This window comes from Ruminiclostridium cellobioparum DSM 1351 = ATCC 15832 (assembly GCF_000621505.1).
GTDB lineage: Bacteria > Bacillota > Clostridia > Acetivibrionales > DSM-1351 > Ruminiclostridium > Ruminiclostridium cellobioparum.
Map to the genome: position 1 here is coordinate 205,269 of NZ_JHYD01000003.1, position 18,275 is coordinate 223,543.

The window sequence follows — 18,275 nt, forward strand, 5'->3', positions numbered from 1 at the left end:
TAAGTCTGCGTGAAACTGTTCGCACATGGCCAATTAACCTCCTTTATTCGCCTTATAGCGGATGAGGGGGTGAAGAGATTTCATTACAGTTTTGTGGCCGCAATGCGGCTCATGGAGGTTAGCTTGAAAGACTTCACTTGCGTTCGTCTTCCAAAACTAACCTGTGAATTTATGGCCGTGCGAAATATTCAAAGTATTTACCAATACTTTGAAAGCGCACATGGCCAATTAACCTCCTTTATTCGCCACATTGCGATAAAGGATAATTACTTGCATAACATTTTGTGGCCACAAATGTGGCTCATGGAGGTTAATATGCTGACACAGCTTGATATTCAAAATATAGCGCTTATTGACAGGCTGAACCTTGAGATAGGCCAGGGACTCAATGTTTTAACAGGTGAGACCGGAGCGGGTAAATCCATATTGATAGATTCGATCAATGCCGTTCTTGGAGAAAGAGTATCCAGGGATTTGATAAGAACAGGAAAGGATAAAGCTATTATTGAAGCAGTGTTTCAATATGAAAATGCCGGCATAGACAGAATACTTGAGGAAACCGGAATAGACAGAGATGAAGGAAATATTATTTTATCAAGGGAAATTAGTCTGTCCGGGAAAAATACCTGCAGAATAAACGGGAGACTGGTTAATGTTTCAATGCTGAAACAGATAGGGGAACTCCTTCTGGATATTCACGGTCAGCACGACAATCAATCACTGTTAAAAACAGAAACGCATATTGATTTACTGGATGCCTTCGGAGGTAAGGCAATTGAAAAGGTCAAAACAGAATATCTGGAATTGTATGCGCAGTATAAAAATATAAAATCAAAACTTCATTCACTTGCGGGAGACAAGGGAGAAATGGCCCGCCGTATGGATATGCTTAATTTTCAGATTGATGAAATCAAAAATGCCAGACTGAAAAAAGGCGAGGACGAAAGTCTGACAGCTAAACGCCAGGTTTTGGCCAACTCTGAGAAGATAATGAATTCCATTGTCAGTGCGTATGAGCTTTTAAACGAAGGCAGCGATACCGGAGGAAAATCTGTCCTGTACAATTCAAATAAGGCATTGCAGGAATTAGCGTCGGTATTGAAATATGACCCTGAATTGAATTCCATCTCTGAGAAATTGGAATCTGTAATTTACCAGCTTGAGGACATTTGTGAAGAACTTCGAAGCAGACGTGAAGCGGACGAGTATAACCCGGATGAGTTGATGAGTATTGATGAAAGACTTGATATTATTACAAGATTAAAAAGAAAGTACGGTTCTACGCTGGAGGATGTAATGGACTTTCTGGACAGGTCCCGGCGGGAATATGAAGAGCTGCTTCAAAGTGAAAGTCTTGCGGAGGAGCTGAACAAACAGCTGGCGTCATTATCTCAAAAGCTGTATGAAAGCGCTGAAAAGCTGAATACCGAAAGGGAAAAGGCTGCGGTTGTGCTTGAAAAAAATATTACTGCCGAACTTGAAAACCTGGAGATGAAAAATTCCAGCTTCAAGGTAGAGCTGTCATTTAATAAAGATGAAAAATATTTTTCGAAAAATGGATTGAATTCAGCTGAGTTCCTTATTTCAAGCAATGCCGGAGAGCCGTTGAAACCTTTGAGCAGGATTGCCTCTGGAGGTGAAATGTCCAGGATCATGCTGGCCATAAAGACAATTCTGGCAAATGTGGATGCCATTCCGACTTTGATATTTGACGAAATAGATACCGGAATCAGCGGCAAGGCTGCACAAAAGGTCGGAGAAAGACTGTCCTACATATCCAGAACACACCAGGTGCTGTGCGTAACCCATTTGTCACAATTGGCCTGTATGGCTGATAACCACCTGTACATAGAAAAAAACTCCGATGGTGAAAATACTTACACTACCGTACGAAAACTTGATCATAAGGGAAGAGTTCAGGAAATAGCAAGAATAATAGGCGGCTCCGATATAACTGCCCTGGCCCTGAAGCATTCCGAGGAACTAATAGAGGCTGCCGGGCTTTTTAAAAAGAAGAGCTAGTATGCAAAATTTTGCTAATGCCCGTCTTGCAAGCCAACCTTTGAATTTTTCGATAAAAAATTAGCTGTTAATATGGCTGATTTTTTTTATTGCCCAGGAAAATATAAAATTTTTTGTTTCTGTGAATTTATCAAGGATTATTGTTAATATTAATAAATTTTTCTGAAAATGGATGCTCAACTATTTATTTATCAGATTTTGCATTTTGAAAATTCATAAACGTGAATTTAAGGTTTTTTTTGAGTGTTAATTACCTGCCATGTTTTATTTTACTTGAATAATAAAAATCTATAAAGGTTAACTTATGATTATGATTGCAAGGTCACGCTAATACAAAATTGCGTGACTTTGTTCTCATTGGAATAATATGGGGAGCAAAAGCAAGCAGCCAGAAAATGGTATTTTATTTATCGGGAGCGTGATTAAATGCACTATTTAAAATCCAATAAAAAAAAGCTGTTTGTATTATTATTTGTCTGCTTTTGTGTTGCTACACTTAGTTATTTGCAGACATTTTCTGTCATACCTGAAAGATTGACACTTTTAGAAGGAGAAGAATATATTTACAATTTTAAAAGTCTCTATTTTGTAAATATAAAAGCTGATAATAATGAAGTATTAAAACTTAATAACAGCAGTATTAAAGCAAATGGAAATTATTTAGAGCTGATATCACCTCTGGCTTTCAAAACTCAGAAAAAAGGAACGGTAAAGCTTAATTTTAAAGCTTTTGGTGTCATTCCTCTAAAGACAATGCAGGTTGATATTATTCCAAGTAAAAAGTTAGCTGCCTGCGGCAATACGGTGGGGGTTAAAATCAGAATGGACGGAATATTGGTTATAGGAGTAAGTGAAGTGGACACTGCCAACGGTGTGAGATTGGCACCGGCAAAAGATGGAGGTATCAAGGCAGGAGACATTATTTGTGAAATAAATAATAAAAAGCTTACCGATATCCGGGACATGATAAAACAGATCGACAACAGCAAAGGAGGTAAATTGGATATAAAGTATAAACGTAACAATACGGTTTATTCGACGACAATTTATCCTACCCAGGGGGTTAATGACAGGAAATATCACATCGGATTATGGGTAAGGGACAGCACGGCGGGGATTGGCACCCTGACTTTTTATGATCCCGAAACAGGCAGTTTTGGTGCTCTGGGTCACGGTATTACCGATATAGACACCGGAATGCTGATGCCTGTAAACAGCGGTGAAGTGCTGGAATCAAATATCATAGCCGTCAAAAAAGGTGAGCAGGGAACACCGGGGGAATTAAAAGGAATATTTATGGAAAATAAACCGCCCATGGGCAATATTTATAAAAATGATGAATGCGGCATTTACGGCAAGGTCTACGGGCAGAACAGAATATTCAATCAGAGGTTGTATCCCATAGGAATAAGAGGCCAGGTAAAGGTGGGTCCGGCCACAATACTGTCAAATATTGAAGGAAATGAAATTCAGGAATTCAGCATTTATATTGAGAAGGTGGCAAGACAGTCCTTCAGCGGACCTAAGGGAATGGTAATCAAGGTCACCGATAAAAAACTGCTGAATTCCACAGGAGGTATAGTGCAAGGTATGTCAGGAAGCCCCATAATACAAAATGGCAAGTTGATCGGTGCGGTAACCCATGTTCTTGTAAATGATCCAACCAGGGGTTACGGCATATTTATTGAGTGGATGCTGAAGAATATCAACGAAAAGGCAGCAGCCCCAATAGGAGAAACTAAAGCCGGATAAAAAATAATTTAAACTGAATCTATCAAAAAAAATGGTAGGTTCAGTTTAAAATTTTAATTTATGGGTATATACTTAAATTATGTATGTAAAAAAACTATATATTTATTAACATTTGGGTAATAAATACAAATTTTATTATTTATATTATTATTTTATAATATAGAGAAATATGGTAGTATTAAGGCGTGGAGAGTGAATTTTGTTTATGTTATTATTATTTGACTTCGGCAATTAGAGTAAAAAACTTGAAATTATGTCGAGTTCAAAATATAATAGATGCATGACATATTTTGGAAAAATAAAATCTTGGGGGGTTATGGCGTTGAGTAGTAAAAAAATTAATGTTCTTATTGCGGACGATAATAGGGAGTTCGGCGACATTTTGTGCGAATACTTATCAAATCAGAGCGATATTGAGGTTGTCGGTCTGGCAAGAGACGGTTTTGAAGCAGTTGATTTAATACTGCAGAATACTCCGGATATTGCAATTCTAGACATTATTATGCCACATCTTGATGGGTTGGGAGTTTTGGAAAAAATAGCATCATCGAACATGGACAAGAGACCTTTATTTATTGTACTATCGGCTGTTGGACAGGACAAAATCACACAGCGCGCACTTGCACTGGGTGCAGAATACTACATTGTAAAACCTTTTGATATGGATGTCCTCGTCAACAGAATCAGACAATTAAAAGATAGTACGTACGTTCCTTCTGTTTCAACTTCTATGTCTTCGTCAATATCAGTTCATAAAAACGAAACTTTTACTGAAAAGAAACCGGTACATATACCAAACACATCCAGAAGTCTTGAAGTTGAAGTGACCAACATCATGCACGAAATAGGTGTTCCTGCCCATATCAAGGGTTACCAGTATCTCAGGGATGCAATAATGATGGTTGTCAAGGATTTGGACGTGATAAATTCCATCACAAAACTTCTCTACCCCAGTATAGCAAAAGAATATAATACAACTCCAAGCAGAGTTGAAAGAGCCATCCGTCATGCAATAGAAGTTGCATGGAGCAGAGGGCAGGTTGAAGCTATTGATGCATTGTTCGGTTATACCGTCAACATTGGAAAAGGTAAACCAACAAATTCAGAGTTTATTGCAATGATAGCCGACAAATTGAGATTGGAATTAAAAGTTGGGTGATTTAATTATTTGTTGAAAAAACTTCTCCGCTTAAGTAAACAAAATTTGTTTACAATATTAGCCGGAGGAGTTTTTTATTTGATATAAAATTAATATAAAAAACTAATAATTTGACTCGTTAATTTATTAATTTTTTGATAACAATTTTATTTTGATATTCCTTTTTAGGACACTATTGTTATAATAAAGTTAACTAGTTTATAAAAGCAATATTAAGGAGTTTTTATGAATAACAAAAGTAAAGTATTAATTGTGGATGATGACAGGAATATTTGCGAGCTGATCGGATTATACCTCCAAAAGGAAGGTTACGAAGTTTTATACGCATATAATGGGATAAGTGCCGTCGACGCATTCAAGACACATACTCCCAGCCTGGTTGTGCTGGACATAATGCTGCCGGGAATTGACGGCTGGCAGGTGTGCAGAGAGATACGGAAAGTCAGTTCCATCCCCATTATAATGCTTACGGCAAAGGGAGAGACCTTTGACAAGGTGCTTGGACTGGAGCTGGGTGCAGATGACTACATGGTCAAGCCTTTTGAACCGAAGGAGCTTGTCGCCAGGATAAAGGCCGTGTTAAGAAGATATGAGCACAAGGATGTGGATACACAGGAGGTGGTATTCCCAAACCTGATCGTCAATAAAAGCAATTATACCATCAGATTAAAGGGCAATCTTATAGAACTGCCTCCGAAAGAACTGGAACTTCTGTTTTTCCTGGCTTCAAACCCCAACAAGGTATTCACCAGGGAACAGCTGCTGGAACATGTGTGGGGCTTTGATTTCTATGGCGATTCCAGGACTGTGGACGTCCACGTGAAAAGGGTAAGGGAGAAAATAGACCTCGAAGGACAGCCCTGGCAGCTTAAAACAGTTTGGGGTGTGGGCTACAAGTTTGAGGTGAAATAATTAATGGCAAAATTCAAATTTAAACAGACTATCTTTAAAAAACTTGTGAGTATTTTTATAGGACTGCTTATTTTAAGCTATATCGTTACAGGCGGGTTTTTGTATTACTTCCTGAACAACTATTCAACAAAAGAAAAGGTAAGTACACTTGAACAGGCAGCCGCAGATATAAAGAATAATTTTGTATTTTATTTAAAAAACATGGATTCATTGGTAGTCCAGCAGTATTTTCAGAATTCTTTGGCACAGACCAGCGAATTCAGTCATTCCATCATATGGGTTGTGGATGCGAAAGGACAGGTGGCATTCTGTACACCGGATTGGGCCAAGGCTGCCCTGGAGAAATACGAAAATGAATACAATCACCCGCAGCTGCCTGAACCTAAGATGTATGAAGATGTGATGAACAACGGCGGCAAAACCATTCAAAAAATCGGAGACTTTTTCGGTTTGCTCAGCACAGACGAATACAAACGTTATGGGGATTCCTGGCTGACGATTCAAGTGCCTTTTCAGGTTACACCCAGCAGCGGCAAGCAGCAAACCATAGCAGCCATATACCTGCATACGCCCATGCCTGAGATACAGAAGCTGAGGACCCAGGTATTCCAGTTGTTTGTGTGGTCGGGCGGAGTAGCAATCTTTCTGGCAATAGTTTTGGTTTATGTTTTCTCACTGCGGTTTACAAAACCCCTGAAACAGATAAATAATGCTGCAAAAATCATAGCGGCAGGAGAATTCAGAAACAGGCTTACGGTAAAAAACGATGATGAAATCGGCCAGCTGGCTACCAGCTTTAACCAGATGATCGATGACCTGCAAAAATTGGAGGAAATGCGGCGCGGCTTTATTGCCAATGTCTCACATGAACTCAGAACACCAATGACATCAATACGCGGCTTTATTGAAGGCATACTTGACGGTACTATTCCTGAGGATAAACACGAAAATTATCTGATTATTGTCAGAGATGAAATAAACCGCCTGAACAGACTTGTGAATGATCTTCTGGATCTGGCAAAGATGGAGGCGGGAGAATTAAAACTCAATTTAAAGCCCTTTGATATAAATGAACTTGTAAGATTATGCGTAATTAAAAATGAAACATTAATAACTTCTAAAAACCTGGAGGTTGAAGCGAATTTCGACTCTGAAAATTTGATAGTCATAGGAGACAGAGATTCCATCGAAAGAGTCATAATTAATCTTTTACACAATGCGGTTAAATTTTCAAACGAAAACGGGAGAATTATTTTAGAAACTGTAAAGAATAAAGATAAGGTTTTAATCTCGGTTAAGGATAATGGTGTTGGAATCGATCAGGATGAACAGAAACGGATATTTGACAGATTTTATAAATCCGACAAGTCCAGGGGAAAGGATAAAACCGGCACCGGTCTGGGGCTTGCCATAGTTAAAAACATAATAAGCGAACACAAACAGGAAATATGGGTCGAAAGCGAAACGGGAACCGGAACTAAATTTACATTTACATTGGACCACTTTAAAAATAGTATTGAAGATTAACACTTTGTTCATAGTTTTTTAAAATTGCATGATTAAAATATTAAATATATTGATGAGAAAGGGGACTTTTCAATGAATGATGACAAAATTGAAAAAAATGATGTAACAGAAGAACTTAACAACCGGCTGAACGATATAGGACAGACAGAGGAAAGTGTTCAGCATGACAATACATCTGAAACATATAACAATGCGGCGGCTGACAATACCACATTAGAAAATAACCAAACAGAAGGCGTCCCTGCTGAAAATAATACCGTTGATACCGGAGAGAATTCAAATGACCAGGCTTCAACTGTCATTAATGCAGATGCAGAGCCTTCCGGGCCAGTGGAAAACAAAGCTGAAGAAAATTCCGGTTTTCAGACAAATCCGGATAATAGCCATAACTTTGAAGCTTTGCCTGATCAGTCCGGTCAAAATAAAATTAATGAGACTCAGAGAATATGGCAGATGAACAATCCGCAAGGATTTTCAAATACTCAGAATCTTACCCCGCCAAATTACAATGCACCAAATTATGGTTCTCCAAATTATGGTTCTCCAAATTATAATAACTTTTATAAGGAAAATTATAAGAAGTCTCAAAAAAAATCCGATGCCTGGAAATACATTCTGGTGTCGGTTGTCAGTTCAATCCTTGGAGGAGCTATTCTGGCAACCATGCTTTTAGTAGTGGCACCTGCCATTCAGCCAGGACTGAAAAGCTTTTTCGGAGCAAATCTGGCAGAAGAAAAGCAGAATACCCAAACCCCTGCCGGTGAACTCAAAAGAGTGGAAATAGTCCAGACGGCCGAGTCTGCAGTTACAAGTGTTGCTGAAAAAGTAGGACCTTCGGTTGTGGGTATCAGAACTACTTATCAGAACACCAATGATTTGTTCGGAGTTCAATCCAGCGGCGGAGAAGGTTCCGGTATTATTATAAGTTCGGACGGGTATATAATGACCAACCATCACGTAATAGAAAATGCATTGAATGACAGGACAAGGAAAGTTCAGGCCGGTGCCAAAATAGAAGTATTCCTTCCCAATAAAATCGATAAGCCCTATGTGGCGGAAGTAAAGGGATATGACTCCAAGACCGATCTTGCCGTCCTGAAAATAAACGAAAATAATTTAAATGCAATTGAGTTTGGCAATTCCGACAATTTAAAAATCGGAGAACCTGCCATAGCAATAGGAAATCCTGGCGGACTTGAATATATGGGCTCTGTTACACAGGGTGTGATAAGCGGTTTAAACAGGACGGTACAGCTTGACGGCGGCAGAAAAATAAAACTTGTGCAGACGGATGCGGCCATAAATCCCGGAAACAGCGGGGGAGCCCTGGTAAATATAAAAGGGCAGCTCATTGGTGTGAATACCGTTAAGATGGTTGCCACAGGTTTTGAAGGACTTGGATTTGCCATTCCGGTTAATGATGCAAAGAAGATTGCGGATGAGCTTATAAAGAATACCTATATATCAAAACCATATCTGGGAATTTCAGTTGATCAGAGATACACCGAAGATGTTGCAAAAGAAAATAAAATGCCCATGGGAGTATACGTAGCCGATGTTGAAATTCTTGGCGCCGCTGAAAAAGCAGGTATACAGGGCGGAGATGTCATTACAAAATTTGACGGTAAGTCTGTAAAATCATACGCTGAGCTGGAAGACGAAAAAAATAAGCATAAACCCGGTGATACCGTACAGATAGAAATCTACAGGGACGGAAATACCAAAACCGTTCAGGTCAAGTTGGGTGAAACCAAATAAACATTGATGAATAATTTAAGGAAAAAATACTGCTGAAAATAGCAGTATTTTTTTTGCTTAAAATAGCCCAAATAAATATAAATTATATAAAAAATGCTATTTATATTGCTAATATTAGTAAAAAACCTTAAAATTAATATGTAATAATATACTGCACTTATACTAATCTGATGGAGGGATACATGAACTTTTTTGGGTATTATTCCCATATTGCCAAGTATATGGTAGGAATAATTGCTATACCCCTATTTCTGTATGGTATAACTGAAGGAGTTAAAAGTATACTATATTTTAGCTTTTTTTTGGGAGTCATTATTCTGCTGTTGGATTTGATCGATTTTGGTATATTGGTCATAAGGAGAAATAATAAGGCAAAAAAGGTTATAGGCAAGTATACGGGTTTATATAATACCCATAGACGGTTCTCATACCCGGTCAGTGAAAGAAATGCTCTTAAAACCTTCAAATTGCTGGTTGAAAAACAAAATGAACTTGAAGTTCTCAGAGTTACCTCTGAAAAATTCAATTCGACAATTGATATGGGCAATATAGTGGAATATGTTTTTGATGTTTTCAGAAAATTTACCGGCTGTGACAGATGCCTTATCTGTATAAAGGACATGGATTCGTCGGAAATTTTTTGCAAGTACGAACTGGGCTGTGTCTTTAATGACGTAGGAAAGGCTTTTACACCGGATTCTGTTGTAACAAAGTGCTTTAATACAAATTCCATAGTGGTTAATTCAAATATTTTAATTAAAAAAAGGGGAATAGTCGGAGATAAGCTGGCTATCCCTTTGAGCATATCAAATGAACAGCTGGGAGTAATCTTCATTGAAACCACTGTAAAAAATTCATTTAAAAAGGTCAATCTGTCTTTTTTAATGAGCATTGCAAATTATGCAGCTGTGGCCATGAACAAATCCCAGCTGTTTAATGATGTATATGCCCAGAAGCAGGAAATCGAAGCACTGTATGAAGAAACAGCAGCTGTTAACGATGATCTGAATGACAATATCAATAATTTGAATATTACAAAAGAAGAACTCCGGTTAAAGAATGAAGAATTGTTAAAGTACTCGGAAAGTCTGAATACCGGATATATTCAGACTGTTATGTCATTGGTGAACGCCATTGAGGCCAAGGACTCCTATACCAGCGGCCATTGTCAAAGAGTTATGGAAATTTCCTGTGAAATAGCCGCACATATGAATCTTGAGGAGGAAGTCATACAAGATTTGAGATATGCAGCAATTCTTCACGACATCGGTAAAATAGGCATTTCTGCGTCGATCCTGAACAAAACCGACAAGCTTACCGATCAGGAATATGAAGAGATCAAAAAACATCCGCAGATTTCCTATAATATACTAAGGAATGTAGAGTTTTTAGGCAGGGGCTTAAGGGCTATCCTTGAGCATCATGAAAAATATAACGGCAGCGGTTATCCAAATAGATTAAAAGGTGAGGAAATAAGCTTATTGGGCAGAATATTATGTATAGCCGATGCTTTTGATGCCATGACCAGTGACAGAACCTACAGGAAAGGCATGTCGATGGAGGTGGCCATCAACGAAATTGAACGCTGCAAGGGGATTCAATTCGATCCTGAAATTTCAGATGTATTCATTAAAATGATAAGAGAACTAGTTTGATTAATCCTGGAGGTAGCAGTGAAATTTAATAATAAAAAACTTAACATTCTATATGTATCCGCCGAGGTGGATCCTTATGCAAAGACAGGAGGCCTGGCTGATGTGGCAGGATCGCTGCCGAAAGAATTATCCCTGCTTGGACATGAGGTCAGGGTTGTAATGCCGCGGTACGGGTTTATCAGTCAGGATATGGTTTATGTCTGTGATTTTCCGGTTGAAATGGGCAGCAGAAAAGAGACCTGTATCATTAAACAAGGTGGCTTTTCCAATAGTCAGAACCAAACAATACCTGTTTATTTTATTGAAAATCACCATTATTATAATAGAGAGGGCATCTACTGTTATAATGATGATGGACAAAGATTTATTTTGATGTGCAAGGCTGCACTGGAGATGCTTAAATATATTGATTTTAAACCGGATGTGATTCACTGCAACGATTGGCATACGGGACCTGTCTGCCTCCTGCTGAAGGAAAGGTATCACAGCCAGGAACCGTACAGGGATATTGCTACGGTTTATACCGTTCATAATCTTGAATATCAGGGCAATTTTGGTGCCGAAATAACTGAATATTTAAATCTGGAGGCTGAGTATTTTACTCCTGAAAAAGCGGAGTTTTATGGAATGTTCAGCTTTATGAAGTGCGGATTGGTCTACGCCGACATTATAAATACCGTAAGCAGGCAGTATGCCGAAGAAATACAAACCTCTGCCTACGGTGAAAGAATGGAGGGTGTGCTGGTTAAAAGAAAGAAGGACCTTTTCGGAATAGTGAACGGCATATCCTATGAAGAGTTTAATCCTGAAAGGGACCGGTGTCTGAAGGTCAATTATGATATAAACAGCGCCGCTTTGAAAAAGGATAATAAAAAGGCCCTGCAAAAGGAATTGGGACTGAAGGAAAGCACCTCTCCGCTATTGGGCCTGGTAACAAGGCTCACCGGTCAAAAGGGGCTGGAACTGTTGATCGGCTGTATAGAAGAGCTTATTAAAAAGGAAAATGTCCAGCTTGCGGTTTTAGGACTGGGGGATGAATATTATTATAAAGCATTTTCCGGATTACAAATCAAATATCCGGACAATGTTGCTGCTGTCTTTGAGTTTAATACCGAGCTGGCAAAGAGAATTTATTCTGCCGCAGACATGTTTTTAATGCCCTCGAGGTTTGAACCCTGCGGATTGGGACAGATAATAAGCCTGAGATATGGAACAATACCTGTAGTAAGGGCAACCGGCGGTTTAGCCGAAACAATAATAGATTATGATGCAGATAATGAAAAGGGCAATGGTTTTTCATTTGAAGAGTTTTCTGTAAGGGCCTTCAGGGAAACGCTGCAAAGAGCAATTAACATATATAAGGATAAGCCCGATATATGGGAAAAGCTTGTACGCAGGGCACTGAGCTGTGATTTTTCCTGGAAAAAGCCGGGCAGGGAATATCTGAAGCTATATGAGCTTGCCCTGGAAAAAATTAAAAAAGAGGTAACTTCCGATGAATAAAAAAGAAAGAGTAATTGAAATATTAAATATTTTTAATGAACTGTATCCCGAGGCAGAGTGTTCACTTGAATACATGGAGCCCTTGCAGCTGCTCATATCAACACAGCTGGCAGCCCAGTGCACAGATGCAAGAGTAAATATTGTTACAAAGGACCTGTATAAAAAGTACAGGTCTGCTGAGGATTTTGCAAATGCGGATCAGGCCGAACTGGAACAGGACATTAAATCAACAGGCTTTTACAGGAACAAGGCAAAAAATATTATTGGATGCTGTAAGCTGTTGGTAGAGAAGTATGACGGCAAAATCCCCGATAATTTGGATGAGATGCTTCAGCTTCCGGGTGTGGGAAGGAAGACTGCAAATCTTGTATTATATGAAGTATACGGTATTCCGGGCGTAGTGGTTGATACACATGCCAAAAGACTTTCAAATCGTATTGGATTGACTAAAAACCAGGAGCCCGAAAAGATAGAGTACGATTTGCAAAAAATCGTACCAAAGGAAAGCTGGGCGGATTTTTGCCACAAGCTTGTCTATCATGGAAGGGAAGTTTGTAATGCAAGAAAGCCGGATTGTGAAAATTGCAGGATTAATAGCCTATGTGACTACTATAATAAGCATTAGCGGTTAAAACTACTATCAAAGTGGGGATATTACATGCCAAATAAACCAAAGACAGCTAAAAAAGTTGAAATAAAAGAAAATTATAGCCAGGAAGATCTTATTTTTGCCCTGGATATCGGAACAAGAACAGTAGTAGGCATTGTCGGGTTTTATGAAAATAAATATTTTAAGGTTATAGCGGCCGAGGTATATGAACACCGAAGCCGGGCCATGCTTGACGGCCAGATACATGATATAAATAAGGTTGCGGAGGTTGTAAGTGAAGTTAAGGAAAGACTTGAGACAGCTCTGGGGCTGAAATTGACAAAGGTTGCCATTGCAGCGGCGGGAAGGGTTTTAAAAACCAGCCAGACTAAATTGGAATACGAAATTGAACAGGGCAGGGAAATAACACCCGACATTGTAGGAAGTATGGAGGTGGATGCCATCCAAAATGCCCAGATACAGCTTGACAATGAGCTATCGGCAGAAGAGAAAGTCCCTTTTTACTGCGTGGGCTACAGTGTTGTCAATTACTTTCTTAACGGTTATACCATCTCATCACTTATAGGGCATAAAGGGAAAAAAATAGGGGTCGAGGTCCTGGCTACCTTTTTACCCCATGTGGTAGTGGACAGCCTTTATACCGTTATGGAGAAGGTGGGGCTTAAAGTTGCCGGTCTTACACTGGAACCTATTGCGGCGATCAGTGTGACAATACCCAAGGATCTGAGACTCCTTAATCTGGTACTGGTGGATATCGGGGCAGGAACTTCGGATATTGCAATTACAAAGGATGGTTCGGTTGTTGCATATGGTATGGTGCCCATTGCCGGTGATGAAATCACTGAAAAAATCGCACAGGAATTCCTTGTAGATTTTAATGCTGCCGAGAAAATAAAGATATCAATAACATCAGGGGTTGAATCCATTAAATACACCGACATATTAGGCAATAAAAGGGAAGTTGACAACGCGCAGGCTTTGGAGGCACTTCAGCCTGCAATAGAAGTTCTTGCAAACAGTATTGCGGATAAAATACTTGAATTTAATCAGAAGGCACCAAATGCCGTATTCCTCATAGGCGGAGGAAGCCAGATTCCCGGTCTTACAAGCAAAATTGCCGGGAGGCTTGGAATTAATAGTGACAGAGTGGCTGTGAGGGGCAGGGATGTTATACATAATATAAAAACCAAACTGAGGAAACTGTCGGGACCGGAGTCAATAACACCCTTTGGAATTGCAATGATGGCTCATTCTACAAAAGGACAGGATTTTTTATCAGTCAGTGTAAATGGGGAAAAGATACAGCTTTTGAACTCCAAGAAGCTTACAGTTGCAGATGCTTTGATACTGGTGGGTTTCAATCCCAACAAACTCATAGGGAGAACGGGTAAATCCTTAAAATTCAATTATAACGGAAAGCCTGTGCTTATTAAGGGAGAGCATGGTGAGGCAGCCGAGATCCTGGTGAATGAAGCTCCTGCAAGCCTTGATACCATTATTAACGTGGGTGACAATATTACGGTCAAAGCTGCCGTAAACGGAAGAGATGCCGTCAAACAGCTCAGGGAATATATTATTAACCCCAATGGACTTAAAGTAAGTCTTAATAATGATACTCTGAAGCTGGTACCGCGGGCAGCGGTCAATGGGGAAAACAGGAATCCGCATACCGACATAAATGACGGGGATGATGTGACGGTTAAAGAGATTGTGACCCTGGGACAGTTTGCAGCAGAATTTAATCTGGATCCGGCAAATAATGTTCTGACTGTGAACGGTGAACAGAAAGAAATGGATTATTGCCTGGCCGAAAATGACAGCATATCCTGTACCGGCATTGAAAAGGAAACCCAAAAGCTGCCGGATTCAGCTGAAGAGAGCCTGGCTTTGGCCGGGAAAGCAATAGAAAATGATCTGAAGGACGAAGGTTTTGTCATAACTGTTAATGGTGAAAAAGTCAAGTTGAATGAGGGGAAGCAATACATTTTTGTGGATGTCTTCAGTTACATAGATTTTGACCTGACTTCTCCGAAAGGAAATATAATATTAAAACTTAACGGAAAAGTAGCGAATTTTACTGACAGCATAGTGCCGGGCGACGTAATCGAAATATTCTGGGAGAAATTTAAGATTTAGCATTCTGAAATAAATGACTGCCGTGTAGCTCATGGAGGAACTATGAATAAGATACACAAATTTGAAAAGGTTTTAGTTAACCTTGGTTGGGTATTTATTATATTGCTTATAACAGGTTATGTCCTCAGGGATATTTTTAATATCGGATCTATCATATTGATCAAACAAGGTTTGATGCTGAATATTTCCATAATAATTTTATTTTTATTCAATGTTATAAAGACAACCATTATAAACAGTTCAAATTTGTATTCGGAAAAGTTGTTTATGATTTTCAGATATACAGAAGCTGTAATTTTGAATATTGTAACAATAAATTTTTATGAGGGAATTGAAGCTGCAATATTGTTGATCCCTCTTATATTTTTGACACTCCATAGGGGTATCAAGGCCGGTTACACACTTTTAGCCTTCAGTGCGGTCTTAAAATTTGCGTATCTTATTACCGATTTCATTTGGCTGAAGAGCTCCATCCCTGATTACAGATTGTTTACTTATGATCTGTTCAAAATAACCTGTCTGTATTTCATACTTGCGGTAATGCTCAGGATGAGTTCGGCGGTATATAACAGCAGTATCCGCAATGAGATGGAAAATGCCAGGCTGGTTATTGAATTGGGCGAAAAATATGAACAGCTTGAAGTTGCACAGGACGAGATCAAAAGTCAATATCATAGGCTCATGGAAACCAATCATAAGCTTGAGGATACCAACCGGAGGCTTACTTCAAGCATTGCGGAATTCTATACTCTTCAGCAGATCAGTGAGGCAATAGGTTCCATTCTGGATATAAACGATCTTCTAAACTTTGTCAATGACGTAATAATCGGTGTCATGGGGGTTAATTACTCAACGATAGTTCTGCTGGATCACAGAAAAAACAGACTTAAGGTCCAGTTTACCAATATTCGGAATAAAGAGGATCTGGCAGTCTTAAACGATAATATAAACTGTAAGCTGCTGCTTGATATATTGGAAAATGGGAAACCTGTCATGGAAAACTCGGTAATACCTGAGAAATTTGATTTTATCAGAACCCGTAAAATCGGTTCCTTCATATGTCTGCCGTTGAGTTCGAAGTCCAGAAAATTTGGACTGACCTTAATCGAACATAAGAATATCAATACCTTTGATGAGGATAATCTCCGGCTTCTGACAACTATCGGCAAACAGGTAAGTATGGCTATAGAAAATGCCGAGCTATATGCCAATTTGCAGGATTTGGCTACCATAGACGGCCTTACAGGCGTACACAACAGGGTTTATTTCCACCAGAAATTCGAGGAGGAGTTCAATGCAGCCAGGACACTTGGTTATGATTTGACACTGGTTATACTGGATATTGATAAATTCAAGAAATTCAATGATACATACGGACATCTGTTTGGTGATGTGGTCTTAAAGAGTGTAGCCCAGACCGTCAAAAATAATCTCAGGTCCACAGATACAATAGCGAGATTTGGGGGGGAAGAATTCGTCATATTGCTGCCCCGGACTTCCATTGAGGAAGGTATTGAAAAGGTTGAAGACCTGCGTTTGAAAATTGAAAACAACATTATCAAGGACAATCTCATTGCAGTATCTGTAACAGCAAGCTTTGGCATTTCATGCTTCCCTGATATTTCGGTGAACCAGGTGGAACTCATACGGGATGCCGACAATGCACTGTACAAAGCCAAGGAGTGCGGGAGAAACTGTTTCAAAGTAGCCGCACCTGTTTATAAAGGCAGAAATTAACCTATCCGATTTTAAATGATTCAACCATCCTCCAGAACATATCATAATCATTTTTTCCATAATCCTTTTCAGGCATATAATAACTGATCCTGTAGAACCTGGAGCCCTTTGCGAGAAAGACCTCAAGGGCCTTGTATTTTTCATCTGCACTGTCTACGGTATATTCCCAGAAGTAACCGTTTAATCCATTTACTTTGACCTTCTTAGAGGTAAAGTTTATAAACTCGGTCGTGGCCGCTTCTTTTGAGGCTTCAAGGAATTGTTCAAGTGTCTGGGGCATATTCCAGACCTGAACAAAGCCATAAAATTTCCGGTCTTCCTTGTTTTGAAAATCAATATGGTATAAAATTTCACTTCCGGGGAAGTTTTGCTGATTCAGTTTGAATATGGACGGGTAGCTGAATTCAAAACCTTCCTCCTGGGATTTAAACTCAATAAAGTTTTTGTAGTTGGTATTGCTGGCCTGTATATATGGAGCAGAGTCACTGTACTTGGAGTATACATTTTTGATGCTGATGGTTGAAGGGTAGGAAAGAGAAACATTACTGTTAATGTATAAGGTGTATTGAACCTTACTGTAATACAGATGTCCTGCCGCAATTATAAAAAGAATCCATAATGTAACAACAGTGAAAATTATCAGTAATTTTCGTTTATAATTTGAAATAATGATTATATTCATAAGATCACTCCGCTATAAAAATCAATACTTGTACTATATATTTATTCAGCTTGTATTAAAATTAGACAGTAAAAATCAAAAGATTTTTCCAATAATATTCACGAAAACAAAAATGCGGGAATATGATAGATAGTGAGGAGCCATATTGGGGGGAGTGTAATTGGAATGAAAATAGTAGTTGTCAAGATGCCTAAATTTTTCGGAAACATATTAAAAAAGGTATTCAGGATAGGTTAATTACTTATGATGGAATGATGGGCTGTCATTCATCTTATAGATGAGATTTTTAAGCAACAAAAAATAAAATCCTCATTATAAAAAAATAAAAAAGCGTAAGGACGCTTTTTTATTTTTTTATGAAATATTTAACGTAATAAAATTAGATAGCTCTGGTAACTTTGTTTGAACGAAGACACCTTGTGCATATGTTAATTGATTTTGGTGTGCCATTATCAATTATCTTTATTTTTCTTACATTAGGTTTCCATGTACGGCTAGTAGCATTTAACGCATGGCTTCTATTGTTTCCAAAAGTAGTTGCTTTACTGCATACTTCACACTTTGCCATATATAACACCTCCTTTAATTATTGGAGAATTTTTCTTTCTCATAAATCGGCATCAAAGCAATAATTATTTTAACACAACAATAGCCAATAAACAAGCCTTTCATGCAAAAATTCTCTTAAAATATTAGGTCCGTGAATTATTCCCAGGCTGTAAAATAAAGGGGTTCAGGCAAAACTTGTAAAATTGTTTGCTTATTTTACTTTCTTTCAATCAAAACATGTGTTACAATAAATGGTAATTTATACTCTAAATA

The 18,275-nt window shown here is 38.6% G+C and carries 13 protein-coding genes; 11 read left to right on the forward strand and 2 right to left on the reverse strand.

All coding sequences use genetic code 11. The features are described 5' to 3' along the window. Nucleotides 1–315 precede the first annotated feature (315 nt). The 11 genes from recN (at nucleotide 316) to T344_RS0105000 (ending at nucleotide 16,771) form a co-directional block, all read left to right on the forward strand. Nucleotides 316–2,022: a DNA repair protein RecN gene (recN, locus tag T344_RS0104950; protein WP_027627783.1), complete on the forward strand. Its 1,707-nt coding sequence runs from the start codon at nucleotides 316–318 to the stop codon at nucleotides 2,020–2,022. 426 nt (nucleotides 2,023–2,448) lie between these two features. Beyond that, nucleotides 2,449–3,774 (forward strand): SpoIVB peptidase, encoded by a 1,326-nt coding sequence (gene spoIVB / locus T344_RS0104955; RefSeq protein ID WP_027627784.1) that lies wholly within the window; start codon nucleotides 2,449–2,451, stop codon nucleotides 3,772–3,774. Nucleotides 3,775–4,096: 322 nt separating this feature from the next. Further along, nucleotides 4,097–4,933, forward strand: coding sequence for a sporulation transcription factor Spo0A (gene spo0A / locus T344_RS0104960; protein ID WP_027627785.1), 837 nt, complete (start codon nucleotides 4,097–4,099; stop codon nucleotides 4,931–4,933). 225 nt (nucleotides 4,934–5,158) lie between these two features. Continuing rightward, entirely contained in the window at nucleotides 5,159–5,845 is a 687-nt protein-coding gene (locus T344_RS0104965; protein WP_004623862.1) for a response regulator transcription factor, read from the forward strand. A gap of 3 nt (nucleotides 5,846–5,848) precedes the next feature. Beyond that, on the forward strand, nucleotides 5,849–7,372 hold the full coding sequence (locus T344_RS0104970) for a sensor histidine kinase (protein WP_027627786.1): 1,524 nt from the start codon (nucleotides 5,849–5,851) through the stop codon (nucleotides 7,370–7,372). 72 nt (nucleotides 7,373–7,444) lie between these two features. Then, nucleotides 7,445–9,130, forward strand: coding sequence for a S1C family serine protease (locus T344_RS27610; protein ID WP_027627787.1), 1,686 nt, complete (start codon nucleotides 7,445–7,447; stop codon nucleotides 9,128–9,130). Nucleotides 9,131–9,312: 182 nt separating this feature from the next. Beyond that, on the forward strand, nucleotides 9,313–10,785 hold the full coding sequence (locus T344_RS0104980) for an HD domain-containing phosphohydrolase (protein ID WP_027627788.1): 1,473 nt from the start codon (nucleotides 9,313–9,315) through the stop codon (nucleotides 10,783–10,785). Nucleotides 10,786–10,803: 18 nt separating this feature from the next. Continuing rightward, nucleotides 10,804–12,288 (forward strand): glycogen synthase, encoded by a 1,485-nt coding sequence (locus tag T344_RS0104985; protein WP_027627789.1) that lies wholly within the window; start codon nucleotides 10,804–10,806, stop codon nucleotides 12,286–12,288. After that, a complete protein-coding gene (gene nth / locus T344_RS0104990) occupies nucleotides 12,281–12,913 on the forward strand; it encodes an endonuclease III (RefSeq protein WP_027627790.1) in 633 nt (210 codons plus the stop codon). Before T344_RS0104985 ends, nth begins: the two co-directional genes overlap by 8 nt. A 33-nt stretch (nucleotides 12,914–12,946) precedes the next feature. Next, nucleotides 12,947–15,034, forward strand: a complete 2,088-nt coding sequence (locus T344_RS0104995; RefSeq protein ID WP_027627791.1) for a cell division protein FtsA — start codon at nucleotides 12,947–12,949, stop codon at nucleotides 15,032–15,034. 42 nt (nucleotides 15,035–15,076) lie between these two features. After that, a complete protein-coding gene (locus tag T344_RS0105000; protein WP_027627792.1) occupies nucleotides 15,077–16,771 on the forward strand; it encodes a sensor domain-containing diguanylate cyclase in 1,695 nt (564 codons plus the stop codon). A 1-nt stretch (nucleotide 16,772) separates the two neighbouring features. Here T344_RS0105000 and T344_RS0105005 read toward each other — a convergent pair whose 3' ends face one another. Both T344_RS0105005 and rpmB read right to left on the reverse strand, forming a co-directional pair. Continuing rightward, nucleotides 16,773–17,453: a PsbP-related protein gene (locus T344_RS0105005; RefSeq protein ID WP_027627793.1), complete on the reverse strand. Its 681-nt coding sequence runs from the start codon at nucleotides 17,451–17,453 to the stop codon at nucleotides 16,773–16,775. 379 nt (nucleotides 17,454–17,832) lie between these two features. Then, on the reverse strand, nucleotides 17,833–18,021 hold the full coding sequence (gene rpmB / locus T344_RS0105010) for a 50S ribosomal protein L28 (RefSeq protein ID WP_004617754.1): 189 nt from the start codon (nucleotides 18,019–18,021) through the stop codon (nucleotides 17,833–17,835). Nucleotides 18,022–18,275 lie beyond the last annotated feature (254 nt).